Source organism: Paraburkholderia sp. BR10872 (genome assembly GCF_040965835.1).
GTDB classification, from domain to species: domain Bacteria; phylum Pseudomonadota; class Gammaproteobacteria; order Burkholderiales; family Burkholderiaceae; genus Paraburkholderia; species Paraburkholderia nodosa_A.
Genome location: NZ_JBFRCN010000011.1, coordinates 40,800 through 66,158 on the forward strand (window position 1 = coordinate 40,800; position 25,359 = coordinate 66,158).

At 63.7% G+C, this 25,359-nt stretch carries 23 protein-coding genes; 3 read left to right on the top strand and 20 right to left on the bottom strand.

From position 1 onward, the window contains the following. Positions 1 to 42: 42 nt before the first annotated feature. The gene (locus AB4Y43_RS11530; RefSeq protein WP_368727838.1) at positions 43 to 3,915 is read right to left on the bottom strand and encodes an autotransporter outer membrane beta-barrel domain-containing protein; all 3,873 of its coding nucleotides are present in this window, start codon (positions 3,913 to 3,915) and stop codon (positions 43 to 45) included. A gap of 540 nt (positions 3,916 to 4,455) precedes the next feature. On the opposite strand from AB4Y43_RS11530, the gene AB4Y43_RS11535 reads away from it, so the two are divergent. After that, positions 4,456 to 5,175 (top strand): alpha/beta family hydrolase, encoded by a 720-nt coding sequence (locus AB4Y43_RS11535; RefSeq protein ID WP_069266259.1) that lies wholly within the window; start codon positions 4,456 to 4,458, stop codon positions 5,173 to 5,175. A 369-nt stretch (positions 5,176 to 5,544) separates the two neighbouring features. Here AB4Y43_RS11535 and AB4Y43_RS11540 read toward each other — a convergent pair whose 3' ends face one another. The 9 genes from AB4Y43_RS11540 to AB4Y43_RS11580 all read right to left on the bottom strand — a co-directional run bounded on the left by AB4Y43_RS11540 (position 5,545) and on the right by AB4Y43_RS11580 (position 11,964). Beyond that, complete coding sequence (locus tag AB4Y43_RS11540; protein WP_368727839.1) at positions 5,545 to 7,737, bottom strand: ATP-binding protein; 2,193 nt, start codon at positions 7,735 to 7,737, stop codon at positions 5,545 to 5,547. Positions 7,738 to 7,967: 230 nt separating this feature from the next. Continuing rightward, positions 7,968 to 8,561: a hypothetical protein gene (locus AB4Y43_RS11545; protein ID WP_368727840.1), complete on the bottom strand. Its 594-nt coding sequence runs from the start codon at positions 8,559 to 8,561 to the stop codon at positions 7,968 to 7,970. 32 nt (positions 8,562 to 8,593) lie between these two features. Further along, entirely contained in the window at positions 8,594 to 8,836 is a 243-nt protein-coding gene (locus tag AB4Y43_RS11550) for a hypothetical protein (RefSeq protein ID WP_069266262.1), read from the bottom strand. A gap of 233 nt (positions 8,837 to 9,069) precedes the next feature. Further along, positions 9,070 to 9,378, bottom strand: coding sequence for a hypothetical protein (locus AB4Y43_RS11555; protein WP_256094838.1), 309 nt, complete (start codon positions 9,376 to 9,378; stop codon positions 9,070 to 9,072). A gap of 105 nt (positions 9,379 to 9,483) precedes the next feature. After that, positions 9,484 to 9,765 carry a DUF6566 family protein gene (locus AB4Y43_RS11560; protein WP_069266263.1) on the bottom strand — a complete coding sequence of 94 codons (282 nt, stop codon included), beginning with the start codon at positions 9,763 to 9,765 and terminating at the stop codon, positions 9,484 to 9,486. A gap of 80 nt (positions 9,766 to 9,845) precedes the next feature. Further along, positions 9,846 to 10,256 (bottom strand): Hsp20/alpha crystallin family protein, encoded by a 411-nt coding sequence (locus AB4Y43_RS11565; protein ID WP_368727841.1) that lies wholly within the window; start codon positions 10,254 to 10,256, stop codon positions 9,846 to 9,848. A 40-nt stretch (positions 10,257 to 10,296) separates the two neighbouring features. Beyond that, positions 10,297 to 10,737, bottom strand: coding sequence for an Hsp20/alpha crystallin family protein (locus AB4Y43_RS11570; RefSeq protein WP_069266265.1), 441 nt, complete (start codon positions 10,735 to 10,737; stop codon positions 10,297 to 10,299). A gap of 363 nt (positions 10,738 to 11,100) precedes the next feature. Continuing rightward, positions 11,101 to 11,508, bottom strand: coding sequence for an Hsp20/alpha crystallin family protein (locus AB4Y43_RS11575; RefSeq protein WP_069266266.1), 408 nt, complete (start codon positions 11,506 to 11,508; stop codon positions 11,101 to 11,103). Positions 11,509 to 11,523: 15 nt separating this feature from the next. After that, positions 11,524 to 11,964: an Hsp20/alpha crystallin family protein gene (locus AB4Y43_RS11580; RefSeq protein WP_342946424.1), complete on the bottom strand. Its 441-nt coding sequence runs from the start codon at positions 11,962 to 11,964 to the stop codon at positions 11,524 to 11,526. Positions 11,965 to 12,210: 246 nt separating this feature from the next. Here AB4Y43_RS11580 and AB4Y43_RS11585 point away from each other — a divergent pair, with 246 nt between their 5' ends. Next, positions 12,211 to 12,594, top strand: coding sequence for a hypothetical protein (locus AB4Y43_RS11585; RefSeq protein ID WP_069266268.1), 384 nt, complete (start codon positions 12,211 to 12,213; stop codon positions 12,592 to 12,594). Positions 12,595 to 12,787: 193 nt separating this feature from the next. Here the strand turns inward: AB4Y43_RS11585 and AB4Y43_RS11590 are convergent, their stop codons facing one another. Both AB4Y43_RS11590 and AB4Y43_RS11595 read right to left on the bottom strand, forming a co-directional pair. Continuing rightward, complete coding sequence (locus AB4Y43_RS11590; protein ID WP_368727842.1) at positions 12,788 to 14,008, bottom strand: sensor histidine kinase; 1,221 nt, start codon at positions 14,006 to 14,008, stop codon at positions 12,788 to 12,790. A 636-nt stretch (positions 14,009 to 14,644) separates the two neighbouring features. Beyond that, positions 14,645 to 14,935, bottom strand: a complete 291-nt coding sequence (locus tag AB4Y43_RS11595; RefSeq protein WP_368727843.1) for a hypothetical protein — start codon at positions 14,933 to 14,935, stop codon at positions 14,645 to 14,647. Between the two features lie 242 nt (positions 14,936 to 15,177). Between AB4Y43_RS11595 and AB4Y43_RS11600 the strand changes: the two genes are divergently transcribed. After that, positions 15,178 to 15,660 carry a hypothetical protein gene (locus tag AB4Y43_RS11600; RefSeq protein ID WP_368727844.1) on the top strand — a complete coding sequence of 161 codons (483 nt, stop codon included), beginning with the start codon at positions 15,178 to 15,180 and terminating at the stop codon, positions 15,658 to 15,660. Between the two features lie 184 nt (positions 15,661 to 15,844). On the opposite strand, the gene AB4Y43_RS11605 is transcribed toward AB4Y43_RS11600, so the two are convergent. The 8 genes from AB4Y43_RS11605 to AB4Y43_RS11640 form a co-directional block, all read right to left on the bottom strand. Continuing rightward, entirely contained in the window at positions 15,845 to 16,723 is an 879-nt protein-coding gene (locus AB4Y43_RS11605; protein WP_368727845.1) for an amidohydrolase, read from the bottom strand. Between the two features lie 61 nt (positions 16,724 to 16,784). Then, positions 16,785 to 18,113 (bottom strand): MFS transporter, encoded by a 1,329-nt coding sequence (locus tag AB4Y43_RS11610; RefSeq protein ID WP_368602986.1) that lies wholly within the window; start codon positions 18,111 to 18,113, stop codon positions 16,785 to 16,787. A gap of 17 nt (positions 18,114 to 18,130) precedes the next feature. Then, positions 18,131 to 19,375, bottom strand: a complete 1,245-nt coding sequence (locus tag AB4Y43_RS11615) for an MFS transporter (protein WP_368727846.1) — start codon at positions 19,373 to 19,375, stop codon at positions 18,131 to 18,133. Next, positions 19,372 to 20,649: an MFS transporter gene (locus AB4Y43_RS11620; RefSeq protein WP_368618391.1), complete on the bottom strand. Its 1,278-nt coding sequence runs from the start codon at positions 20,647 to 20,649 to the stop codon at positions 19,372 to 19,374. The genes AB4Y43_RS11615 and AB4Y43_RS11620 overlap by 4 nt, the downstream gene beginning before the upstream one ends. Next, positions 20,650 to 21,693, bottom strand: coding sequence for an amidohydrolase (locus AB4Y43_RS11625; RefSeq protein ID WP_368727847.1), 1,044 nt, complete (start codon positions 21,691 to 21,693; stop codon positions 20,650 to 20,652). A gap of 11 nt (positions 21,694 to 21,704) precedes the next feature. Continuing rightward, a complete protein-coding gene (locus AB4Y43_RS11630; protein ID WP_368684684.1) occupies positions 21,705 to 22,877 on the bottom strand; it encodes a porin in 1,173 nt (390 codons plus the stop codon). 74 nt (positions 22,878 to 22,951) lie between these two features. Further along, positions 22,952 to 24,328, bottom strand: a complete 1,377-nt coding sequence (locus tag AB4Y43_RS11635) for an MFS transporter (RefSeq protein ID WP_368727848.1) — start codon at positions 24,326 to 24,328, stop codon at positions 22,952 to 22,954. Between the two features lie 81 nt (positions 24,329 to 24,409). Continuing rightward, positions 24,410 to 25,348 carry an SMP-30/gluconolactonase/LRE family protein gene (locus AB4Y43_RS11640; RefSeq protein ID WP_368727849.1) on the bottom strand — a complete coding sequence of 313 codons (939 nt, stop codon included), beginning with the start codon at positions 25,346 to 25,348 and terminating at the stop codon, positions 24,410 to 24,412. Between the last annotated feature and the right edge of the window lie 11 nt (positions 25,349 to 25,359).

Genomic DNA, 25,359 nt, shown 5'->3' on the forward strand with positions numbered 1-25,359 from the left:
ACTGCGCCGCTCGACACGTCGCAGCGCTAGCTACAGCGTTACCTACCAAAGAAAGCGCACGCCGAGATCGCCCTCGACGCCACTGCGGCGGACATTGCTACTTCCACTTACGGCGAACTGGTAGCCGAACTGTCCGTAAAGGTTCAGCCGATCCTTGATCCTGGCGGTGACACCGCCGGCGAGCTCGAGCCGCGTGGCCTGCACATTCAGGGGCACCGGTTCATTGCCGAAGGTCGTGGTGGCCTGGGCATTGAAATCCCGCCACAGGTTGGCACGCATATAGGGCTGCCACACCGCTTCATGGCTGCCTTCGATGGTCCACTTCGCGCGCACGCCGAGACGGCCAGTCGCGCCCGACGTGGAGCCGAGGGACACGTCGCCCAGACCGTCGTTCGTGTCGGAGAACGACACATGCTGCCAGATGATTTGCGCCTGCGGCTCCAGCTCGAAACCCGGGCCGAGCGGCAGCGGGATCGGGTAGCCACCCTCGAGGGATGTCACGAAGCCCGTACCCTGAACCGGCAGATTCGCGAACTGCGTGGTCGCGGCGCCGTCGTAGTGCGTACCCTGCACGACTGCATCGAGATACCAGCCGCTGGGGCCGTAGTGCGTCCAGTAGCCACCGCCTGTGTAGGCATTCAGATGCATCGAGCCGGTGTGCTCCAGCACGTATCCGGTTGTCGCGGCGTTGGTGACGAGGCCATCGACATCGGCACTGCCGTAGCCGTATGCAAAGTAGACGCCTGCCGCATCGCGATGGCCGGGCAGGAAGCTTCCTCGCCATACGTCGAGACCCGTCTGCAAGCCTCCGACTCCGCCGCTCGCGCGCGGATCGGCGTAGGCCTCGTAGTGGTTGTCGATCTGGCCGCCGAACACGCGTCCCCATGCGGAGCTTGCCCAGCCCGAACCGCCCGCTGCGCCGCTCTGCGTCGTAAGCGTGTCGCCGATGCGCTCATGCAGCGTCCCGAGCATCTCGACACCCATCTGCCGGGCGACCGGTTGCACGACGCCGTAGGTGGCGAGTTCCGGCCCGATGATCGGGTAGATGCCAGGCGGCAGCGGATCCGGTGGGGGCCCGGTGCCGGTTCCCGGTTCCAGTTCCTCTTCGCCTCCCCCCGGTGGAGGCGGCACGACGAACGAGGAGCGCAGAAACCAGTCCTCGGGATTGCTGCTGTTGAGGCCACCGCGAAACAAACGATAGTCTTCCGCGCCACCGCGCGCCTCGCCAGCGAGCGTAAAGGCATCCGACGCCGTGGTGCCACCGTTGGTTGTCTCGACGACGAGAATGCCGTTGCCCGTCGTCAACCCACCGGAGCCGCCGGCGTTCGTGACGCGTACGGCTGAAGGGTCGGCGCGGCCGCCGTTGATGACGAGCTTGTCCGACGGCGAGCCATCCAGACCGAGGAACGTGCGCAGCGCGAGCGTGCCGCCGGCCCCCACATAATTTTTGACGGTCATCACACCGAATTGCCCCGCTGGGAGACCGAAGCCCGGCTCAACCGTTCCGGCATTGGTGACGGTATTCAAGTCCGTTCCTGCCCCGCCCAGGGTTCCGTTCGCTTCCACATTGACCGGCGACTGCAACGAGCCGGTCAGATTGAGCACGCCACCGCGAACGTTGGTCACACCGGTATAGGTGTTCTGGCCGGACAATGTGAGCACGCCGTTGCCGACCTTGGTCAGCGCGCCGCTTCCCGAGAGCACGCCGGACCATGTCGCGCCGATGCCGTTGGTGTCGATGGTCGATGTCGTGCCGCCGACCAGCGTTGCGTTGACGCCTGCGTTCAGCGCCGAACCCACCACCTGGATCGTTCCACCGCCGAGGTTGAATGCATACGTGCCGCCCAGATTGTTGAAGTCGCCGAACAGCGAATTCCCGCCAATCTGCAGTGTCCCGCCCAACAGCTTGTACGTACCGTTGCCGGCCGCCGCGAGGAACAGTCTCGACCCGCTGCCGATTGCCAGGGTGCCGCCGGTCTGGTTGATCGTACCGGTGCCCTCGCTACCCGTCGACGCGACGTTCGAGCCGAGGAACAGCGACCCGTTGGCCACGTTGAAGGTGCCGCCGCTCAGGTTGAGCGTGCCGTTGCTCGGGTTGCCTTGCGTATTGCGCCCGAGCGTCACGAAGTCGGTGACGCTGTTGCCGAACGTGACCGTTCCGCCCATCAGGTTGTAGGTGCCCGTTCCGCCCTGATTGCCGATATTCAGCGACACCGGCGTGCCCGGCGTACCGAAGACGACGTTGCCCGCGGTCTGCGTCACCGTGCCTGTGCCGCCGAAGTCGCCGACCTGAAGCGCGGAGTTGAACGTGAGCGTGCCGCCGCCCACGTTCAACGTGCCCGACGACGTCGATCCGGGCACCTGCGTCGCCAGCGCATTGCCGAGGCCCAGCGAAAGATAGTCGATCGCGGCGCTGCCGCTGGTGAGCGCCAGTCCGCCGCCCACGACAAAAGCCGAGCCGGCCTGAATCCGCGCGCCGTTGATCGTGAACGTCCCTGTGCCAGTCTTGACCAAGATGCCGTGCAGCGCGTCGTTCACCGTGCCGGTATTGACGATCGTGCCGGAGAAGGTGGTGTTCGTGTTATCGGTGCCAACCACCAGGATGTTCGTGCCATCGATCACGGTGCCGCTGCCGGACAGGTTCGGCAGCGGCACGACACCGGTCGGGATCCCCGGTATCGGCGTGGTCGTGACGCCCGAAATATCGAAGGTGCCGTTGTTCAACATCCCGCTGGTCAGATTGATGCTGCCGTTGCCGGTCAGCGCCAGCGTGCCGGCCGAGATGGTCGTCATGCCGGTATAGGTGTTCGCATTGGTCAGCGTGAGCACGCCGTTGCCGACCTTGGTCAGCGCGCCGCTTCCGGAAAGCACGCCGGACCATGTCGCGCCGATGCCGTTGGTGTCGATGGTCGACGTCGTGCCGCCGACCAGCGTTGCGTTGACGCCTGCGTTCAGCACCGAACCCACCACCTGTATCGTTCCGCCACCGAGGTTGAATGCATACGTGCCGCCCAGATTGTTGAAGTCGCCGAACAGCGAATTCCCGCCAATCTGCAGTGTGCCGCCCGACAGGTTGTACGTACCGTTGCCGGCGGCCGCGAGGAACAGTCTCGACCCGTTGCCGATTGCCAGGGTGCCGCCGGTCTGGTTGATCGTACCGGTGCCCTCGGTACCCGTTGACGCGACGTTCGAGCCGAGGAACAGCGACCCGTTGGCCACGTTGAAGGTGCCGCCGCTCAGGTTGAGCGTGCCGCTGCTCGGGTTGCCTTGCGTATTGCGCCCGAGCGTCACGAAGTCGGTGACGCTGTTGCCGAACGTGACCGTTCCGCCCAACAGGTTGTAGGTGCCCGTTCCGCCCTGATTGCCGATATTCAGCGACACCGGCGTGCCCGGCGTACCGAAGACGACGTTGCCCGCGGTCTGCGTCACCGTGCCTGTGCCGCCGAAGTCGCCGACCTGAAGCGCGGAGTTGAACGTGAGCGTGCCGCCGCTCACGTTCAACGTGCCCGAAGACGTCGATCCGGTGCCCAGCGAAAGATAGTCGATCGCGGTGCTGCCGTTGGTGAGCGCCAGTCCACCGCCCACCACGAACGCCGAGCCGCCCTGGATCGTCGCGCCGTTGATCGTAATCGTCCCGGCCCCGGTTTTGACAAACTGGCCTTGTAGCGACACGGGATCGCTCGCAACGCCAGCGTTGTTGATCGTGCCGGAGAAAGCGGTGTCGGTGCCGTCGGTGCCAACAATCAGGACGTGGTTGGGGGGAGTGTCGATGGTTCCGCTCCCGGAGAGATTGGGCAGTTCAGTGGGTATCTGCTGTGCCAGCGCCGACGCGGGTGACAGGCCCAGGAGCCAGACGGCATGGAGGATGTTGAGGGGGTTGAGCCGCTGATGCCGCGTCGTCAGCGATGTCGCCAATTGACTGGGCGCGACGCCCGCAAAAGTGTTTAACGATGCGCGACGAATCGATCTTGCAGCCATGCCAGCCCCTCCAATACCCGCCGGTGGAAGCTTGCCAGGTCAGAACGAACTCGACCTTGGGAGACCGACCCATCGACGATAAATGTTGGACAGCGAGGCCCCGAACAGTCATTGCCCTACTAGTTGTGCCCTGTCGGTTGAGTTGTAATTAAGCCTCGCTAATAATAGGTAGGCAGATCGAATTGTCAAGAAGAAACCCGGAAGGATTCGATTGCGAATATACCGTCTCCTAAACACACGTGAGCGCAACCAAAATGCATGTTATTCAATATGTTTGCATTCAGTAAATTGGATACCTAAATATAATTAGCGGTGGCGACGATTGGCCGCTTCGCCCTTTAAATGAACTGCCCTTCGAGAAACTCCTTTGACGCTGATTGCAGTGTCGTAACAGTTCGCTGACAATGATGCAGGCGTGCAATTACACCGCTTGATGCAGAATCGGCGCAATGGCCACAACGACACGACCTGAATACCATGGACGACCCAGAATCGCTTTCCCTGGCAGTGCCCGACGGCACCAAGGTCTCTGCGCTCCTCCGAGTGCCGGAGGACGCGCGAGCCCTGTATGTCTTCGCGCACGGTGCCGGGGCGGGCATGCAGCATGCCGGCATGTCGTCATTGGCCGACGCGCTTGCGTCGGCCAATGTCGCCACATTGCGCTACCAGTTTCCGTACATGGAGCGGGGCTCCAGGCGGGTGGACTCGCCGGCCGTGGCACATGCTGCCGTGCAGGCAGCAGTCGCAGAGGGCCGCCGGCGGCTGCCAGACCTGCCGCTCTTCGCGGGCGGCAGGTCGTTCGGCGGCCGCATGACGTCCCAGGCCCAAGCCATCGCACCGCTCGACGGCGTGCGTGGCCTCGCTTTCGTCGCATTCCCGCTGCACCCGGCGGGCGCGCCCGGCGTGGAGCGGGCACGGCACCTGGCGGACGTCACGGTGCCGATTCTCTTCCTGCAGGGCACACGCGACAAGCTGGCCGAGCTTCACCTGCTGAGGTCGGTCGTCGAGACGCTGGGGCCACGCGCCACGCTGCATGTGGTGGACGACGCAGATCATTCGTTCCACGTGCGCGCATCCTCCGGCCGGACCGACGCGGAAGTCGTGCTCGAACTGGCACGGACGATGTCGGCGTGGTTCTTCGCCGAAGGAGAGTTCGTGCCAGGTACCTGGTCCAGGAAATCAGGCGCGAGTCGATAAATCTACAAAGACTTCAACTGAACCGAAGACCGGGTAGAGCCCGATTGGGAGTGCGTGAACGTCCGTTCGTCGGGGCGACGCGGGGGTACGTTCCTACGGTTTAGATAGGAATACTTACTCATGAAGCCTGCGAGGAGTCGCGCAGATCGGGGCGCGGGTAACAGGCGAGGGCGCCGGAAGACCGTGTACTGTCCCGAGGCGTCCCGATTGGACGCTCCCATGCGGGCGGCGTGCGTCGCGGAGCCGCCTTGCCGTCCGAGATATTTCCCGGCGAGCTTGCACATACGGCTCGGAGGGGCGAGGACCCAGGCTGTGAGGAATGAACGTCGGTGTGCGCGCGAACAAACCGCAATGTTCGGCGAGATGGCATCACTTTCGCTCCCTGCCTGCTGGCGAGGCCAGGATCATATCCAGAAGCAGGGGCGGCTGCAACGGCTTCACGAAGTGGTGATCGAAGCCTGCGGCGCGGCTGCGCGCCCGGTCGCCGTCCTGCCCGTAGCCGGTCAGCGCCACGTACGTGCGCGCCCGCGAGACGAGTAGGGTGCGTAAGCGCCTGCACAGTTCGTAACCGTCCATGCCAGGAAGGCCGATATCGAGCACGACGACGTCAGGATCGATTGACGGCGCGCATTGCAGGGCTGCGACCGGATCATGAAGCGTCTCTACGATATGACCATGGATCCGCAGCCACTCGGCGAGCGCAAGGGCCGCATCTTCATTATCGTCGACCACGAGAACCCGCCGCCCCGCGGCTGCCGTCACAGTCGCCATACCGCCCTTCGCATCGGCAGGCAGCGGTTCGACGTTGCCGCGCGGAAGCTCGACGGTGAATTCGCTGCCGCATCCGGGCCCGTCGCTCGTCGCGCGCACCGAGCCGCCGTGCAGCTCGACGAGATTTTTCACGAGCGCCAGACCGAGCCCCAGTCCGCCTGCACCGCGTCCGTCGGCTGCGTTGCCGCGATAGAACGGCAAGAAGATTTGCGTGAGCGAGTCCGGTGCGATGCCCATGCCGTTATCGCGTACGCGGATCTGGACATGTTGACCGTCGCATGAAGCTCTTACGCTTATCTTGCCCGCCGCATCGGTATAACGTGCCGCGTTCGTAAGCAGATTGCTGATGATTTGCGCGAAGCGCACGGGATCTGCGTCGCAGATCATGTCGCTCCCGATATCGACCTCGAGGGCGTGTCCGCGCAGCTCGAGCAGCGGGCTTGCCATTTCTACTGCCTTCGCGATCGCCTCCCGAACATTGACGGCTTCCTTTTTCAGCACCACGTCGCCGCGTGTGATGCGGGAAACATCCATCAGGTCATCGACCAGACGGACGAGGTGGTCCACCTGGCGCTCGACGATCAAATGCTCGCGGGCCACTGCCGTTTCTCCGCGCAGCCGCATCAGCTGCAGCGCGGTGACAATGGGTGCCAGCGGGTTGCGCAGTTCGTGACCCAGCATGGCGAGGAATTCATCCTTGACGCGACCTGCCTGCTCGAGATCAGCGACCAGCGTGGCCCGTTCCGCATGCAGTCGCTCCAGCCGTTCACGCGTACGCACATGCTCCGTAACGTCAACGGCCGTCAGGATCAGGCTGTCGACAGGCTGGCCGCTTTCCGGATGCAGCGGATTGATGTGCACGGTGAACACGCGCCCAGCGCCAGCGGCTCCGTGACGGCGGTGTTCGTCGATGACGACCGCCTCGCCGCGCGCGAACGCGCGCCGCAACGCCTGTACGATCTCATGATCCCCGGGAAACACGTCGGCGTAGCGGCAACCGATGACGTCATCATGACCCGCCAGCGCCGCGTAGGCGAGATTCGCGAGGCGGAAGCAATGATCGGGACCGACGAGCAGTGCGGAGGCGACAGGTGAATTCATCAGCATGCCGTCACGCTGTCGCTCGGCGCGCTGCCGGCGCAGGATTTCCGCCTCCAGGGCGCCCGCTTTTTGCCGCCAGAGCGCAGTGTGCCGGAATGCCTCCGCTGGCGAATCGGCGGTGAAAATGTCGTCTGGCAGCACGCGCGTATGGGCGTCGCAGATGTGCCGGAAAACGCCAGTTTCTTCGCCAGTCGGAAAGAGGCGTTGCGGGTAGGCGCACATCAGCGAGAAGTGGTACCGGGTGCCCAGCGCGTTCCACAGGTGCTCGAGCCGCAGGGCTGCGTCATGCCGGCCCTGCGCGGACAACAGCGCGACCATCTCGCCAAACGCGTGCACGGGTCCGCTGCGTCGCGCAGCGCGGGCGACAATGGCACCGACCGTCGAATCGAACAGACGCTCGTCCGGCCAGCCGTCAACGCTCAGACCTGAGAGCGTCGTCTGCGCATCGAGCATGACGAGTGACGACTCGCGGGCCTCAGGATCGCCGCGGACGCTGCGACCGCTCAGGCGCGCCCGAAGCGCGGCAAGATGCGGCTCCGTTGCAATCAGGATCGCGCTGCCGCCGGCGTCCAGCCCTTCTTCCGCGAAGTCCGCGACGCGCCGGATCAGCGGCGCATCGTCTTCATAGAAGTGCACGCAGTGGTCGGCATGGCCGCCCGATCCTGCCGTCAATACGTCGGTAGTTTTCATCGATGACACCGGAGGTATGGATCGCCTGCGCCCTTGCGCATCGGAGCCCCGGCCGCCGAAAGACCAAAGCGGTGCGAGCAACGTTATGCCCAGCAAAAATCGTTCCGCTGCATACACTCCAGTTCCGTGCTGATCGGTTTCCAGTGACGCATCAGCCCGATGATTTCGGTGACCGCTATGACATGAAGCGAAGTTCCCGACGCTGGATATTTGGCTGTACGACGCCTGTGCTAGTTGCGCTGGAGCGAGCGACGCACTCGCGAATTCATGTCGCGGCCGACTGGCAGCCCAATAGCCGAAAGAAAGTATCGTGCCTGCGGGAAGCCGCTTTCGGGGTAGCGCTCGAAAATTCGGTTGAACGCCTCGACGAGTGGACGGGCACGCACCGGCACAGGGGCGTCAGGCCCCAGCATCAAGGCAGTTTGTCCAAACTTGACCGGTCCAGCCTTGATCAAGGCACGCAGCCCGGAATTCGCGCTGCCGCGCCCGAACAGCTCCATGCCGTATGCGCGGATCATGGCGCGCACGATCGCTTCCGCAGCGGGCGTAAGCGGCGGCATGGCCTCGACCAGGTGCAGATGCGGTGAGCGCACATTCGGCGTGGTGAAACGTCCGATGTCGTCGATGTCGGCTTGCAGACGCTGCACCGGCAGGTCAGCGCTGAAGAGCAGGAGCCGGATGCGTTCATAAAGCGCGTCTTCGTCGTCGGGATCGATGACTGCAATATCTGTCATTCTCTTTTCCTTGATGTGGCTTGTGCCCAAACGGTTCCGGAAGCACGGCGAACCGGACTCGGATCGACCCTCGAATCCGCCGTTGTTCACCCTGCGTCCGGACGGCAGTTGCTGATTGGCGGCTAGGTTCGTCGGACATACCGGTCCGAAACGACCGAGCGCTGCTGGATCCACGCGACGGCAAGCTCCAGCGCTTCATCGCGTGCCTCCTGGGCGTTGGCAAAATCTCCATCGACACCGAGCGTGCGTATTTCGCCCGCCCGGTCGGTGACGACGGCCGCGGCTGCGTAACGGCCACTCCCGGTGGCGGTGACCACCGGCCGGACCTCGCAGCCGTGATACTCGATGACTTTGTCCGTTTGCATATGACATCTCCAGCTGAGCATCATTTCCAAAACATGACCGGACACGCGGAATTCGCGTCCAGTCCGTCAAGCGCAGCACGTGTCATTCCCCGACCTGCACGCTCGGGTGGCCATCGGTTGGACGCCCGGCGACGACCTGTATCGCACCGGGGTTACCGGAGAATTTCACGATAACCTCGCGCCCACACGCGACCGCGGAGATGACAAGCCAGGCGTTGTGATCGCACACCCATTCAGCCTGCATGTCCCGGCAACACGATATCCGCCGGTTGGCTGCCCGGCACGAGGGACGGCTCCGGCCTCTCCCCACTGCCGTTGCCGGCGGTCTTCCGGCTTCGGCGGGCTGCGTCGCCCGGGTGAAGCGCGTCGAGGAACGTTCGGCCCTTCCCGGTCAGGTATGCGCGGCGTGCGCCCTCGGCGCAATGTTCCAGCATGACCAGCTGGCGTTCGAGCAGCGCGTCGAGTTCGGCGCGGTCCATGTCGAGCTGGTCCGGCGCCTGACGAACCAGCATCAGGGTCGCAAATTCGTGTGGACTGAGCATTTTCTTCTCCCGTAAGGCAGGGTCCCGAAAGCAGCGGTCCCCTGCAGAAAAACGAAACGTAGTGCAAGCCGGAAAGGGGCTGCGCTACCATGCAACGCGGCGCGCTCACGCGAGGAATCGCGCCGGCGAACCCGTGTCGTTCAGACAGCCTGCGTTGATGGCGCGTATCGCGTACTCGACCGTCTCCCGATGCGCCTCGTCCACGCTTGCCCAGTGCTGGGCGTAGCGCGGCAGATGCCAGTCCGCGACCATCTGCTCCGCGTGCCGGATGCGCACGACGGCCACGTACGTATCGCGGCCGGCATGAGGCAGCGCATAGTGCCGAACCGGAAACGCGCGGGTCTCGATCACGAAGCCCCTCCAGCATTCGCTGCGTACGTCGTCCATAAATACCTCCGCGTGACAGGTCACGCGGCGCGGGCCGCCCGGTCCACGCCGCATGACCGGCCTTGCCCCTGTGCATACGCCTAGCCAACGTTCACCTCAATGCGTCGCGGCTTTGCCTTCTCACGACGAGGAACGGTGAGCTTCAGGACGCCATCGCGCAACTGTGCGTCGATGCGCGAGGCGTCGAAATCGGGGCTGAGCGTGAAGGCGCGCCTGAAGTGCGGGTGGACCACCTCGCCATGCTGCAGGCGCAGTCCTGATGGAACGGGAATCACTGCCTCGCCCTCGATGTTCAGACTGCCGTCCTGCACGCGCACGTCGAGCTTTTCGCGCGGCACACCAGGCAGGTCGGCATATAGCGTGATGCCGCGGCTGTCCTCGAAGATGTCAACCGCAGGTGAGATCCGGGTCAGCTGCTTCGCAGGTTGCGCACCCTCGCGCGAGGCAACGTCAGTGCGCGACTCACGGGCGGCCAGGGTGCTGTCGTTCATGATGTCCTCCGTGCTTTCACGTACTCCATTTGCGCCGGGCTCACTGGACGGCGATGGCGCGTGGCTTCGACGCCTCGGAACGTCCGACGCTCACCGTCAGGCAGCCGTTCACATAGCGCGCACTGACCTTGTCGGGGTCCGCGTGCTGCGGCAGCTCGATCACGCGCCGGAATGCCCCCATGAAGCGTTCCGTGGCGTAGACGCGGGTCTGATCGTCCGCTTCAGGTCCGGGCGGCTTGCGCTCGCCACTGATCGCAAGCACCCCCTTGTCGATCGAAACGTTGATGGCGGCGGGATCGAGTCCTGGCGCGAACGCGACGATCTCGAGGCTGTCGTCGGTGCTGCCGATGTTGACGGGTGGAAAGGTTTCGCTGCGCGTGGCGCGCAGGCTCGCGGGCAAGCCCGCAAAGACGCTGGCCATCTGCCGTTGCAGGCGGTCGAATTCGCCCAGCAGATCGGTGCTGAAGAAAAGATCGCTCATGACTGGCTCCCTGAAACCGGGGCCGCGCACGAAAGACGAACGGAACCACGCGCTCCAGTCCGCCTGCCCGTGGGAAACCCCGCCGACAAACAAATCGAAACACGCAGCGCTTGATCGCGACTGCCTGAGCGATGCATAAAATAGCGCAAGGAACGGAAATTTCAAGTGGCCCTGCAACATGTCACCGGGGGCTTTATGGACCTTTTCGACAGGCTTCAGGAGCAGATCGATACCGTGCAACTGCCGCTCTACTTGCCTCCCGCGCCGCCGTTTATCTGCCGTCGACGGGCCTCCGCTGTCAGAGGGTGGCAGCCAGGCAGCCGCCACCCGGTGCTTCCTGCCGTTGTTGCCCGCGCGCCGACCTCAGCCCGTCCGCACTTCGATTCGTCGCGGGCGCGCCTCGTCGCGGCGCGGAATCGTGAGCTTCAGTACGCCGTCCTTCAGGCTCGCCTCGATCTTCGAGGTATCGAAGTCCGGGGAGAGCGTGAACGTGCGCGCAAAGCGCGGCTCACGAACCTCAGCATGCTGCAGCCGCAGATTTGCCGGTGTCGGCACAACCGCCTCAGCCTCGATGGCGAGATTGCCGTCGTGGACTCGCACATCGAGCTTGTCCCGGGTAACACCGGGGAGGTCCGCCCACAACGTGACGCCCTGGGTGTTCTCGTAGATATCGACAGCAGGAGTAATCGTCATCCGCCGTGCGGAGGGCCGGCTTTCGCTGCGCGCGACCGCTGACGGGTCGCGCCTGCTCAGTTCGGTGGTATCGCTCATTTTCAGCTCCCTGGATTACTGGACTGTGATGGCTCGAGGCTTCGACGATTCGCGCTTGCCGATGGCGATCGACAGGCAACCGTTCTCGTAGCGTGCCTGAACCTTGTCGGGGTCCGCGTTCTCCGGCAGTTCGATGACCCGCCGGAAAGCGCCAGTGAAGCGCTCCTGCGCATAAACGCGTGTGTCCTCACCGGTATCCGGTTGTGCCGGCTTGCGCTCACCGCTGATGGTCAGCAGTCCCTTGTCGATCGATACGTTGAGCTCCGCCGCATTGATGCCCGGTGCAAACGCGACAATCTCGATCGAGTCGTCGGTGGCGCCAATATTGACGGGCGGGAACGTGCCAAAGCGGCTCGCCCGGAGACTGGAGGGGAAAGTACCGAGGAGGCTCGCCATCTGCTGCTGCAGCCGGTCGAACTCGCTGAAGAGGTCGGATCCAGAATAGAGATCGCTCATGATGCAGTTCTCCTTGAACGACGCAAGGAGGCGAACGGGCCTACGCGCTCCAGCTCGCCTGCCAGCGTCTGGCAAACAATCGAAACACGCAGCGCACGGGACGCGGAAACCCGCGCGTCTGCCTGAGCGAATCCTAAGATAGGTACTCTGGCGAGGATTTCAAGGAGCAAAAGCAGCGTTGCACCTTGAAAAAATTTTGCCAGCTCATATCATCGCGGCGGAAACATGTAGCAAGCGGAGGACACGATGGAATTCGATACCGACTGGTTGACCCTGGGCCCGCACCGCGTGCGTCTGCGCTCGACCAAAGGTTTTCCGACGGAAGCAATGCGTAAGGCGGTGGACGTCATCCGGACTGCGGTCGACAACAACATGAGCGCCCGCGCGCGCCTGGTGGAGGTGGTCTGCCGACAGGAAAAAAACTATGAAGTCACGATCGGGACGACCGTCGCCAAGGACAAGGTATGCGCGCCGCAGCTCGAAACGTTTATCGCAGGCGTGCTTGGTCTCCTGCCGGACCAGATCACCCTGATCGTTACCGCAGTCGATCAGTCTGAAGTGGACCTGCACTTCGGCGTGTACGAGCGGATGCTGGCCGAAAAGCTGGGCACCGCACCGCCGATCCAGTGACAGGGCTGCAGACGGGCCGGTGGCAGCCGCCGGAGTGTGCCCCCGGCGCGACAAGGACGTGAGGCGTCGGCCGAAGGCCGTCCTGCGGAGCAGGTCGGGCTGGATCCGCGATATCGACCCCGCCGGGAACACTGACCGAAAGGCGCTCACCCTGCTTACATCCGTTCGGATCACGAGCCGGGCGGGCGCCGCGTCAGCCTCGCGGCTTCAGTTCGACCGGAAAGCGGATTTCGAAGGTCGTGCCTTGACCCTCGCGGGACTCGAAGTGGATCTCGCCCTCGAGTGCGTGGCACAGCTCCCTGACGATCGCCAGACCCAGGCCGGCGCCCGGGATGTCGTCGCTGGCGGCCCGCTCGAACTCCCTGAACACGCGCTCCGTATCTGACGGCGCAATGCCGACACCGGTATCGGCCACGCGCATGAACCACCGGCCGTCACCGCATCTCGCGATGACCAGTTCGATTCCCCCCTCGCGGGTATATTTCGTTGCATTCGACAGCAGGTTCAGCGCAACCTGCTTGAGCTTGATGCGGTTGGACTGCACACGGACCAGTCCGGCCTCAAGCGAGGCGGACAGACGCAGGCCTTTTCCTTCGATCGCTGGACGGGCGTTCGTGACCAGTTCGTCAAACAGCATGGGCAGATCAACCGGCTCGATGCAGATCTGGCTGCTGTCGCCGACGACAACCGAATATTCCACCATTTCGTCGACCAGCTGCTTCATGTCCTCCGCCTGCCGGGTCGCGAGCGCAAGTCCGGCCTCGGCTCGGGACGGAACGCGCGCAATCAGTTGCAGGTCGATCGAAAAGGCGTTCAGAAAGTTGCGCAGGTCGTGCACGAGGCCGCGCGTGACCTGCATGCGCGACCGGTACAGTTCGCCGACCTCGCGTTGCTGCTCACGCAGTTCCTTGTTAGCACGCTCCAGCTGGCTCGTGTATTCGGCGATGGTCCGGTCACGCTCGCCGATGACCTCGCGGATCGATGTCAGGGTGACAAAGCTGAGCGCCTCGTCGATCAGATGCAGGGCGCGGGATTCGTGGTCGCGTGTGAACGTGTCGTCGGACTCCGCGAATGCCCGGACGGCGGTGGCCAGTTCCTGCCGGAACAGCTCCAGTTCACGAACGAGTTCATCAACGCGGTACCCCTGCTGCCAGCGCACGTTCCCGTGCTGCCTCGCATTGCGTTCAATGGCCCGCTCGACCGGTTGGAGATCCTGCTCTTCGAGCGCGATGCAGATGCCGCCCAGGATAGCGGGCAGATGATCGGCCAGCTGCTCCCACGTCAGCCGGTCGGCTTCGATGAGGTCGGCATCCGCAGCGACGGCCTGCATCCATCTTTCCGTCAGGCGCGCCTGTTCCCGTCGTAGAAATCCGGCGAGGGCCTGCAGGGTAGTTCCCGTTTGAGAATCGGTCATGATCCGTACCAATGCGTGACACCATTTCGAAAGACCTGCGTGGGAGGACACATTATCGTTTCCTCGCACCGTCTATGGACAATGACCAGGATGGCAGCCGGGAACGCAATTTGCTCCGCCTGGCGGAAACAAGTCCACCGACCAGCAGAATACCTTCTATCCTGCCTGTCAACGACCCGCCTGAACTGCCCGACGCCTACTGCCTCATGTTCACCCTCGAACGGGTACGGCGTGCACTGCGCACACAAAGGCGTGGAGGCCCTCAACCATGCCCTGCGCCAGCCACCGATCTGATCATAACGGACTAGACGATGTCGCTGACCGGTGTGTGAGCTGTGCCGCCAGATCCGGGCGCATCCTGCGCTGGCACACATCCGGATTCTGCTTCCTACGGCGATGCCACCTTCGATGCCGGGGCCGCTGCAGTGGAACGACTGTCTTTATCAAGCCGGTCCCGGCTGCGCTCAGGCCCGCCACCGTGAAAAGGTGGTGTCCTCCGTGAGCCACGGGCGGATATCCTGACGCGATCCGTCCGACAGGCAACGCCGGCTTTCAGCGTCCGGTAATTCGGGATGTCGGGTCCAGGTGAGCGGGATCCATCGCGCCACCTTGAAAATTTTCATCAGTGAAACTAACTTATATCCAGCTCTGGCAGTGTGCCCGGTGATGGATCGGTTGCATGCTGCGTGTTTCGATTTGTTTGCCCCGCAGCATGGCAGGCGAACTGGAGCGCGCAAGCCCGTTCTCTTCCTTGCTGCGTCGAAGGAGAATACGATGAGCTGCCTTCATTTCCGCCCGGCTTCGACTACGTTGTTCGGGCACGTCCCCCGTACGATCGTCGCCGTGTCCGGCGTTTTCCAGCCGGTTGCGCAGCGTGCCCGGCGCACGCTGTCGGAGCGCATCGCCGCCGGGTAGCTGACGTTTCACCAGTTCACGTCGAGCCTGTGCCGCCGTTGGCAGGGCGGTTGCCCCGCGGGCACCGTTTGCCACGACGGTATGCCGTCGTTCGCGCCGTGCACCCGGTGCCGTCCCACGAAGCGTTCAGCGCCGCGTTCGGAGCGGTTTTCGCGCGAGCACCGCATGGAGGGTGCGATACCGGTACCCGCGCGAAGGGGAGTGCTTCAATGGAACGGCTGAGAGTCGAGATACGCAACGGACTGGAGATCCGTATGCACACGCTCGTCGTGAGGCACGTACGCACGGCGGCATGCTTCAGGGAAGTGAAAAGAAAACGTGACATGCAGGGGAGCGTCACTGGACGTCAAGAGGCTTGTACCATGAACAGACGATTGTGCGCCTTGGTCCCGGCAATTGTGATTGCCGGGTTATGGTCAGAGAACGCCATGTCAGCCAGCCCGCCGCTGCCGACGTTGCCCCTGCAACACGACATCTGGATCACCGGGACTGTCCAGCGTGGCAGCGGGGAGTATGCGCCGGGTGACTATACGACAATCATGCTGGATCGCCCCTCCACCTCGCCCTGCAACCACAAGGTGGTGTCCGACATCCTTCTTGGAGAGGGGGGCGAACCATCCCCCACGCTCCTGCTGCCGTATCTGAAACAGCGGGTTGCCGTCAGGGGACGCGTATCCTGCCCCGACTCGGGCATTGAATTTACGCCGCAACCAGACGTCGTGTTTCCGGTTTGGTAGAGGTGAGGGGAACCAGGTATTGGACGCCACGATGCTTCCGCAGATCGCCGACTGCAAATCCGTCCATCAAACCGGGCAATCTCAGTGCGCGATCGACAGAGGAAAGCGCCCAATGTTTCGCGAAAAAGCGTGCGGCGGACGTGGCCGTTCCGCCTCAGTACACCCTCACAACCATTTGTTTCGCTCACTCTGCGCCCACGAATCCATAAAGCCTCTCCGGGTTTTTGACGAAGATCTTCTCCTGCCAGTCCGCTCGTCCTATCCACGAAGCCATGACGTCGACCAGCAAGGCATCGTCCGGCTTGCGCGCTTTTTCCGTAGGATGCGGCCAATCGGTTCCCCACAGCATCCGGTCGGGCGCCATCGCAATCAAGGCCTTGGCGACCGGCGCCACGTCTGCATAGGCGGGAGCGCCGGCTTTTGTATCCACGTATGGTCCGGAGAGCGTGACCCACGTTTTCCCGTTGTCGACGAGGCGCTGCGCGGCCTTCATTGCCTCCGAGCCGAGGCCGTCCGGTTGCGGGATGTGCGCGATGTGGTCGATGACCAGCGGGCACGGCAAGGCGTTCAGGCGTGGTGCGAGTTCCGGCAGCCTGGCACCCTGGACGACAAGTTCGATGTGCCAGCCCAGCGGCGCAATACGCGCTGCGAGAGGCGCAAGCATGTCGATGGTCGTGGCACCTGGATAGCTCAGGTTGAAGCGGATGGCCCGCACGCCTGCCGTATTCATTTCATCGAGTTGCTCGCGGGTCACCGATGTGTCGACGACGGCTACGCCGCGCGCGTTGCCGTCGAACTGCCGAAGTGCGTCGATGAGACAGCGGTTGTCGGTTCCGTAAGTCGACGGTGTAACGACAACGTTGCGATGAATGCCGAGGCGCTTCTGCAGGCGTCGATACTGCTCGACTGTCGCATTTGGCGGCCGAAGCGAAGTGCCAGGCGCAACGGGGAAGCGGTCGTCGTAGATATGCATGTGGCAATCAATAGCACCTGCCGGCATTTTGAACGACGGCGGATTGACACCCGTCGACCAGACTTCTTCTTCAGCGCCGAACGCGCGCATGCTGGCCGTAATTCCAGCCGCGCCGATCGCGGCGAGAAACTTTCTGCGAGTGGTCTGCATCTCAGGCGATTTCGACTTTGTTCTTGTGGAGTTGCTTGCCCGAGCCGGGGCGCGTGAGCAACACGAGCGTGACGACGCTGACGAGGGTGAGTGCGCCGAGCGGCATCAGCGCGAGCGCGTAGCTTCCCGTTGCGCCCTTCACCCATCCATAGACGTTGACCATAAGGCCGCCGCCCAACAGGTTGGCGATGGCGTTGATGGTGGCCAGTCCAGCTGCGGCCGTGCTGTTCGAAAGCATGCTGGAGGCCAGTGCCCAGAACGGTCCCTTGAAGGCGTACGCGCCGACGAGAACCGCGCAGAGCATGACGATGGTTGGCCCGAGCGAGCCGCTCAGCGACGTGCCGAAGAGGCCGAGGCCGATCAGCAGCATGGGGATGACAGTGTGCCAGCGTCGCTCCTGGCGGCGGTCGGAGCTACGTCCCCAGTAGACCATCAGGACGGAGGAAAGCGCGTACGGAACCGCATTGAGGAGGCCGGTCTGCATGACCGTCAGCCCGAATGACTTCAGCAACTGTGGCTGCCATACCGAGAGCGTGCTCCCCGCACCCGACGCGCATACATCGACGAGCGCGAGGCAGAGGACGTAGCGGTTGCAGAACAGTTTCGCGAGGGACATCTGAGCGACTTTTTTGGGTTCCCGTTTTTCCTGCGAGAGCGCTGCCGTGAGCCATTCGCGCTCATCATCCTTCAGCCAGGTCGCTTGCGTCGGCTTGTCGGTAAGCAGTTTCAGGCAGATCAAGCCGAGAATGACCGTCGGGATGCCTTCAAGGATGAACAGCCACTGCCACCCGCGAATGCCCGCGAATCCGTCCATATGCAGCAATACGGCGGAAATCGGCGAGCCGATAAAGCTTGCCGCCGGGATGGCGACCATGAAAGTCGCGATGATGCGCGCACGATACTTCGCCGGAATCCAGTACGACAGGTAAAGGAGCACGCCAGGGAAGAAGCCGGCCTCTGCGGCACCGAGGAGAAAGCGCAGCACGTAGAAGCTCGACGGCGAGCGAACCAGCGCGGTGCCGGCGGAAACAAGGCCCCATGTAATCATGATGCGCGCAAGCCACACACGCGCACCAAACTTCTGGAGCGCGAGGTTGCTCGGCACTTCGCAGATGAAATAGGAGACAAAAAACAGGCTGCTGCCAAATCCGAATACCTGTGCAGACAGACCGATGTCATTGTTCATCTGCAACGAAGCCATGCCGACGTTGCCTCTGTCGATGAATGCGAGCAGGTAACAGAGCATGAGGAAGGGGACGAGACGCAGGACGACTTTCTTGATGGTCCGGGTCTCCACTTCGGTTGCGAAATCAGTGCTGGAAATGTTCATACGCGTCTCCAATGCGTTTATTGTGCGCCTGTGCGGCGTTGCTTGAAATGGTGCAGGGCGGTAATGGCGACGACACTCGATGCGAGCACGATCGCCATCGCCGTGAAAGTCGAACGCACGCCCAACGCTTCGGACACGGTACCGACGAGCAGATAGCCGAACGGCATCGTGCCGTTGTAGGCCATGCCGTACATGCCGACGAGTCCGCCGCGAACGTGGTCCGGGCACCGCTGCTGGATGGTGGCGTTTGTAGAGGTTGCTGAAAACGTGAGGCTGAAGCCGAGCACGCAGAAAGCGGGCACGGAAAGGCTGGCGTCGTTGGTGAACGCCAGCGTGAAAAGCGCGGTGACAGCGAGCCACGGTGCGAAAGCGAGCAGCTTCCTGGTTGCACGTGGCCCCCACGCGGACGAGAGCAGAATCGCAGCAGTGAGCGAGCCGCCGCCCGCAGCGGCGAAGAAAATGCCCGTATAGCGCGCCGCGTTATGAAAGGCGTGGTCGGCAAGCAGCGGCACCAGCGTCTGATAGCTCGCAGCGAAAAGGCCCATGCAGGCAAGCGTCGGAAGGTAGCGAGCGGAAAACATATCCGAGAGGACGTAGCCCACGGCATTCCGGAGTCCGCCTCCGTCCGCGCGCGAACGCGCCGAAAGATTGGCGGGGTGGATCGAACGCACGCACATCGCCATCACGCACAACGCGCACCCGTACATCGCGAAAGCCGCCGCCGGCCCCAGCAGCGGATAGACGAACCCGGCGATGCTCGGACCCACCATGCGTCCGACGTTGTAGACCATCGTGTTCATGGCGACCGCGTTGGACGTCAGCAAAGGATTTCGCAGACTGCTGACGAGCAGGAGCTGCCGCGCCGGCGTCTCGATTGCGCTCGAAATGCCAATCGCCAGCGCGAGCAGGAGGATGAGCTTCACGCCGAGTGCGCCAGCCAACCACAGAACGAGCAGGATCGACGTCAGCGTCAATGACGTGGCAAGTACGCAGAGCGTGGCGCGGCGTGCATTCGCGGCGCGGATGCGCGAGCCGGCCACGGGTGCGACGATCAGCTGAGGTCCGTAGAGCAGGAAATTCAGGAGTGCCAATACGGAGGCCTTGCCCGAGAGATGATAGACGAGCAGGTTAAGCGTGATGTTCTGGGTCCAGCTGCCGAGTACGGAAAGCACCTGCCCGCATGCGTAGCGACGCAGCGCGGGCTCCGCGAGCGCCGGGAAGAGCCGGTCGTAAAACGCACTTTGACGTGCCGCCGTATTCATGCGAGCGTCTTCCCACGCGTTTCAGGTGCAAACAGAACGACGACCGCAGCGGCTGCGAAGGCAACAATCGTCGTCGCGAGTCCCTCGACGAAACCACTGGGCGTGGTGGCGAGCGAGCCGATGATGAGAGGCGCGATAAAGCCGCCGAGACGCCCGCCGTTGTAGGCGAGGCCCATGAGGAAGCCGCGCGAAGCGGTGTCACCAATCACTTCCGCGAGGAACGGACCGGCGCCCGCGAAGATGCCGTTGACGCCGAACCCCGTGAGAAAGATCGCGCACAGAATCAACAACGGCTCCGCCGAGCCGATGTACACGCCGACCGCCACCGCCCCCACGAGGAGATACGCGATGAACATCGGGCGACGCCCGAGTTTGTCGACCAGCGCCGAGAAAAGCAGGAAGCCTGCGATGGCGCCGAACTGCAGTGCAAGCACGAATTTCAGGCTGTGTGCGAAATCAAAGTGCTTGACCGTGACGAGGAAGGTCGGCGTCCAGGTGAACACGCCCCAGTAGAGGTACTGGAGAAAGAAGATGAAGAAGAAAGCTGTGAGCAAGCCACGGACGTTGAGCTGTGCGCGCGGCGCGTTCCGGCTGGCGGCGGCCCGCTGTGCGGATGCCTTGCGCTCGAGCCAGATCGGAGATTCCGGAGTTTTGCGCGCAACCCAGAAGAGGATGAAGAACGGCGCGGCGCCGATGAGGAACAGCGTGCGCCAGCCCTGACCGCCCAATCCGCCATTCAGTTCGGTCACGATGCCCGCGATGCTGATCGCGATGATCGCGCCAATGGGAAGCCCCATCTGCATGAGCGCACCGCCCTTGCCGCGCCGGCTCGCGTGCCAGGTCTCCGCCACCAGCGCCGCGCCGGCGGTCCACATGCCGCCCATGCCGAGCGCGCCGCACAGCCGCGTGACGGCGAACCAGTGCTCGTTCGGCACGACTGCGAGCAGGCCCGAAAAGAGGGAATAGATGCCGATACAGAGCAGCGCGGTGCGCACGCGGCCAATTCGATCCGACACATAGCCAAAGAGGATGCCGCCAATGATCTGACCGGCGGCCGTGATGCTCGTGAACACGGCGAGTTGGCCTTTCGTGAGGCCAAACTGCAAGGCGAGTGTCGGCAGCAGGAGCGAGAGCAGGAAGGAGTCGTAACTCTCGAACGTCCAGCCGAGTCCCGCGAGAGACAGCGCCCGCCACTCAGGCGCAGTCACGGAGCGGATGCCGGCGCGCTTCGTACTCGCGGGCGCCCCGCCGGCGATAGGGGTGTTCACTTTCATTTACTCGTCTCCTGGTACCGGGAGGCCGTATGTCGTTGTAGCGGTGCGGCTGAAAAGCGCCGACCTCTCCGTCATCGATCCGCTGGCGGCGAGTCGCTTGAAGGCGTTCCAAAGGACGGTGTAGCTGAACATGCCCTTGTCGACGGGGAAGTTGCTTTCGAACATGCAGCGCTCGGCGCCAAATAGCTCCATGCAGACGTCGAAGTACGGTTTCCAGGCGGCTGCGAGCGTTTCCGAAGCAGGAGGACGCTCGGCCTGGGCGAAGTCGAAGCCGAACACGGGCATTCCGGCGCCGCCGAGCTTGAGCCGTGTGTTCGGCAGGGCGGCGAGACGCCGCAGCGATGCCGACCACGCCGCTCTCGTCTGCGTCGTTTGGCCGGCGTGAATGCCGACTCCGACCGGGCCGCCGAAGTGGTCGATGACGATGGTGACGTCCGGGACGAGGCGCGCCAGTTCGAACAGCGCGTCGAGCTGGGTGTGATAGACCCAGACATCGAGCGAGAGTCCGTACCGGCCCAGCGTGCGCACGCCGTCGATGAACGCCGCGTTCTGCATGAGATCGCGCGGCGGTGTCACCGGGCTCGAGCGAACCCGTTCGTCCGCGTGCCACGCCAACGGGTTGCGGATGCCGCGCAATCTGCCCCCGGAGACCTCGAGCATCGCCTCGATGACTGCATCGACGTCATGCCCCAGCGCAAGATCCGCACCGGCGACAATGGCTTCGCAGCAGCGCATCGCGCCATACGTCCCGCTCGCGAACATCGCGGCGACGCCATTGGCGAACTCGACCTCGCCCACGGGCTTCATGGCATCCGGGCCGTCGGTTCGCAGCATCGAGCGGCACTGCACGAACACCGTCGATACAATGCGGTGCCCGGCTGCCATGTCTTGCCGGAACTCGTCGGCGAGATAGCGGCCTGTCTGCCGGTCCCAGAGGTGATGATGCGCATCGACGATGGGAAGCTCCGGCAGCAGCGCATCTTCGCGATGCAACGCGAGCCAGGCGTCGCGAACTGGAAGATGCGGGGCGGGGACGATCTGCATGGTTTTCTTGCTCAGAACTTTTTGCGCATGCCGACCACGAAGCCGGTCTGATCGTAATTCGCCGCGACCGTGCCGTAGCCGTTCACACCGAGCGCGGAGCCGCCCTTGTTGCGTGCGAACGCAGCGGTGGCATAGATATCGGTGCTCCTGGAGAGCAGATAGTCGGCGCTCAGCACGGACATCCACGGATCGGCGCTGCTGCCGTGCACGTCCTGGTAATAGGCGGCCGCCGTCACGAAGAAGGCGGGCGTGAACGCGTAGTTCGCGCCGGCCCACCAGAGATTGGCCGCACCCGACTGCGAGCCGTTGGCGGCGCCGATCGGATTCGCGGGCAGGAAGGCGCGCGACGCCTGCAGGTAGCGATAGCCCGCGAACGCCTTGAAGCTGCCGACGAGCCAGGTTGCGGCGGCGGTGGCGCGGCGCTCCGTGGCAGTGTTGGTCGCGACCGTGTTGCTGTTGCGCTGCTCGTACGAGAGGCTGGCGGCGAGCGGTCCGCCCGCGTAGGTGAGCGAGCCGCCGAAGTAGCGGCCCGTGAGTTGCGCGCCGGGCACTTCGCTACCGTAGCCGGTGTCGTAGCGCGTGCTGTACATCGCAGCGACACTCACGGGTCCGAAGGCGCCCACGTACTTCGCGGAATTGTCCACGCGGCCCGCCGTCGCGTAGTCGATGGAGAGCGTGGAGTAGCGTGAGGATGCACCCATCGGATCGAACACGACGGCCTGATCGTAGAGCACCGAATTCTGGCGGCCGAAGGTGATCTGCTGGCCATGCCACGTGAGGCCCACCCACGCCTGGCGCCCGAACAGGCGCGAGGTGGTCGCCGCGTTCGCGCCCAGGCCCTTGGTCGACTGCGCGCTCGTGCCGTCGTTGACGTTGAAGCCGTTTTCGAGCGTGAAGATAGCCTTCATGCCGCCGCCGAGATCTTCTACGCCTTTGAGGCCCCAGCGCGAACCTGAGAGATTGCCCGACACTTCGCGCGTGGTCGCGCCGCCGCCTGGCGTGTTGTTGATGTGCTCGATGCCCACATCGACGATGCCATAGAGCGTCACGCTGCTTTGGGCGTGAGCGGCCTGCGGCGCGAGGGCGAATGCCGCCGTTGCTGCCGCGGCCGTTGCCGTCGCCGCGAAAGCTCGCGGCGAAGTGCGCGTGAAGGCGTGCGTCGTGTAGGTCTTGTGTTCCTGCATGGTGTCTCCGGTTGTTGGTTTGAGTGCGTGCGGATTTTGGCGAGAAGCGGACAACGAAAAAGCGAAAAAATGATTCAGGCGTTCGGCTCATCTCCCACGCCCGCGCCGGGGTCGCCAAGCCATGCGATCGTCAGCGCGCCGAGCAGCAGCACGGCGGCCACGGCGAGTAGCGGCACAGTGAAGCCGCCGGACATATCCTTGATGGCGCCGATCATCGACGGTCCGACGAAGCCGCCGAGATTGCCGATCGAAACGATCAGCGCGATGCCGCCCGCGGCGGCGCGGCCGGTGAGGAAGCCGGAGGGAATCGCCCAGTAGGTCGCCTGAAACGCCAGGATGCCGCTCACGGTCACGCACAGCGCGACGAGTTTGAGGAGGGGCGTGTCGAGCATCGCGCTGATCGCGAGCGCGGCGGCCGCGATGACGAGCGCACCGGCCACGTAGGGAATGCGATGTGCGGCACGGTTCGCGAGGCGTGCCCACCAGAGCATCACGACGGCGCCGAGCGCATAGGGAATGGCTGCGAGCCAGCCCACCGTTGCGTGGCCGACGCCGAACTGCTTGATGATCTGCGGCATCCACAGGCCCACGCCGATCGAACCGACAATGCCGCAGAAGTTGATCAAGGCGAGCACGAACACGCGCCAGTTCGTCATGGCGTCGCGCAGGCTGGAGCCGTGTTTGCCGGCGATACTGCGCTGTTCGAGCGCGAGGCGATGCGCGAGCACGTCCTTTTCCTCGCGGCTCAGCCAGCGGGCCTTTTCGGGGCGGTCTGCGAGGATGAAGAGGCAAGCGATACCGAGCGCAATCGCGGGCAGCCCCTCCATGAGCAGCAACCATTGCCAGCTGCGCAACCCGTGCAGGCCGCCGAGCTGTAGCAGCGCTCCGGATACGGGCGAGCCGATCATGTTCGCAACGGGAATGCCGACGAGAAAGGCCGCTGTGACTTTCGCGCGCCACTTGCCCGGGAACCATTGCGTGAAATACAGGTAGATGCCCGGCGTGAAGCCGGCTTCGGCGATGCCGAGCAGAAAGCGCGCGGCGGCGAAGCTTTTCGGCCCGACAACGAAGGCCGTCGCCATCGAGATCAAGCCCCACGTGATCATGATGCGCGCGATCCAGATACGCGCGCCCACTTTCTGCATGATCAGATTGCTCGGAATCTCGAAGAGGAAATAGCCGATGAAGAAGAGCCCCGCACCCACGCCGAATTGCTGCGCGGTCAGGCCGAGATCCTTGTTCATCGTCAGCGCCGCGAACCCGACATTGGTGCGGTCCAGATAGCTGATCACATAGCACGCGAAAATGAACGGCAGAATGCGCCGGAACGCGCGCGCAAGCGTGCGCTCGCTTTCAGCGTGCTGTGCGGCCGACATCGACGCAGGAGTCGATTCGGCATCCTTATTGTCCGTAGACGAAACCGCCTCGCGGAGGGATTGGGAGAACTGCATGTGCGCTCCTCGGTTGCTCTTTGCTCGATGCAACTTGCTGTCTCGAAGCCGGCTGGCGTTTGCGCGCTGCCGGCAATTTCTTCAGTTCGCCTGGTTTGGCGCTTTTGCCTGTTTGGGAAGGGGCCCGGCGATGTCCAGCTCGGCCTTCAGCACGGTGCCGGAGACAGATTCGGTCATGAATAGTGTCTTCATATCCGGGCCGCCGAAGCACAGGTTCGTCAGCGAAGCGCCCGCAGGGCTAGTCAAGATCAGTTCGGGCTCTGCGAGGTGATTCAGCACCCACGCGCGACCCAGCCCCGGATTGGCGACGAAGAGCCTTCCCGCGCTATCGATGGTCAGGCCGTCCGGGCCGCTCGGGCCATACGACGTGAAGAACTGGCCGACCTTGCTCACCGAGCCATCGGCCTGAAGCGGCGCGCGCCATACGCAGTTGCCGCGGGTCATCGCCACGTAGAGCACCTTTTCGTCGGGCGAAAGCACGAGTCCGTTCGGGCTCGGGCAGTTGCCGAGCAGCATGTCCAGCTTGCCCTCGGGCGTGAGCCGGTAGACGCGCCCGGACGGGTCGTGCAGGCCCGTCTGGCCCTGGTCCGTGAAATACAGGTTGCCCTTCGAGTCGAACGTGAGGTCGTTGACGCCGCGAAAGCGTTCCGTGTTGCGCCGCTCGAGATATGGCGTGACTTCGCCGCGTTCGATATCCAGCAGCATCAGGCCGTTGCGGTAATCCGTGATGAGCAGGTGGCCGTCATCGACGAGCTTCATGCCGTTCGGCTCGCCGTCGTATTCGACGACGAGCTCCCACTTGCCGTCGGCGGAGATACGGAACACACGGCCGTGCGGGATGTCGGTCACATAGAGATGGCCGGACGGGCTCCAGACCGGACCTTCAAGGAATGAGTCGGTCGGCTGCCCGCCGCGATTCGCTCTGGACCAATCCGTTTGCACGCCTGCTTTGCGCAAGTGCTCCGGCATGCGGGTGAACACGTCCGCCTGGCGGACTTCCGGCTGCTTGAGATAGAACATATCGAACCTGC

Coding starts and splice junctions, on each gene's coding strand:
- AB4Y43_RS11620 (WP_368618391.1), bottom strand. CDS start 20,649: ATGAAAGTGAACACCCCTATCGCCGGCGGGGCGCCCGCGAGTACGAAG.
- AB4Y43_RS11625 (WP_368727847.1), bottom strand. CDS start 21,693: ATGCAGATCGTCCCCGCCCCGCATCTTCCAGTTCGCGACGCCTGGCTC.
- AB4Y43_RS11540 (WP_368727839.1), bottom strand. CDS start 7,737: ATGAAAACTACCGACGTATTGACGGCAGGATCGGGCGGCCATGCCGAC.
- AB4Y43_RS11555 (WP_256094838.1), bottom strand. CDS start 9,378: ATGCTCAGTCCACACGAATTTGCGACCCTGATGCTGGTTCGTCAGGCG.
- AB4Y43_RS11615 (WP_368727846.1), bottom strand. CDS start 19,375: ATGAATACGGCGGCACGTCAAAGTGCGTTTTACGACCGGCTCTTCCCG.
- AB4Y43_RS11630 (WP_368684684.1), bottom strand. CDS start 22,877: ATGCAGGAACACAAGACCTACACGACGCACGCCTTCACGCGCACTTCG.
- AB4Y43_RS11610 (WP_368602986.1), bottom strand. CDS start 18,113: ATGAACATTTCCAGCACTGATTTCGCAACCGAAGTGGAGACCCGGACC.
- AB4Y43_RS11640 (WP_368727849.1), bottom strand. CDS start 25,348: ATGTTCTATCTCAAGCAGCCGGAAGTCCGCCAGGCGGACGTGTTCACC.
- AB4Y43_RS11605 (WP_368727845.1), bottom strand. CDS start 16,723: ATGCGCGCGTTCGGCGCTGAAGAAGAAGTCTGGTCGACGGGTGTCAAT.
- AB4Y43_RS11575 (WP_069266266.1), bottom strand. CDS start 11,508: ATGAGCGATACCACCGAACTGAGCAGGCGCGACCCGTCAGCGGTCGCG.
- AB4Y43_RS11600 (WP_368727844.1), top strand. CDS start 15,178: ATGCACACGCTCGTCGTGAGGCACGTACGCACGGCGGCATGCTTCAGG.
- AB4Y43_RS11565 (WP_368727841.1), bottom strand. CDS start 10,256: ATGAACGACAGCACCCTGGCCGCCCGTGAGTCGCGCACTGACGTTGCC.
- AB4Y43_RS11580 (WP_342946424.1), bottom strand. CDS start 11,964: ATGAGCGATCTCTATTCTGGATCCGACCTCTTCAGCGAGTTCGACCGG.
- AB4Y43_RS11535 (WP_069266259.1), top strand. CDS start 4,456: ATGGACGACCCAGAATCGCTTTCCCTGGCAGTGCCCGACGGCACCAAG.
- AB4Y43_RS11570 (WP_069266265.1), bottom strand. CDS start 10,737: ATGAGCGATCTTTTCTTCAGCACCGATCTGCTGGGCGAATTCGACCGC.
- AB4Y43_RS11590 (WP_368727842.1), bottom strand. CDS start 14,008: ATGACCGATTCTCAAACGGGAACTACCCTGCAGGCCCTCGCCGGATTT.
- AB4Y43_RS11560 (WP_069266263.1), bottom strand. CDS start 9,765: ATGGACGACGTACGCAGCGAATGCTGGAGGGGCTTCGTGATCGAGACC.
- AB4Y43_RS11550 (WP_069266262.1), bottom strand. CDS start 8,836: ATGCAAACGGACAAAGTCATCGAGTATCACGGCTGCGAGGTCCGGCCG.
- AB4Y43_RS11585 (WP_069266268.1), top strand. CDS start 12,211: ATGGAATTCGATACCGACTGGTTGACCCTGGGCCCGCACCGCGTGCGT.
- AB4Y43_RS11635 (WP_368727848.1), bottom strand. CDS start 24,328: ATGCAGTTCTCCCAATCCCTCCGCGAGGCGGTTTCGTCTACGGACAAT.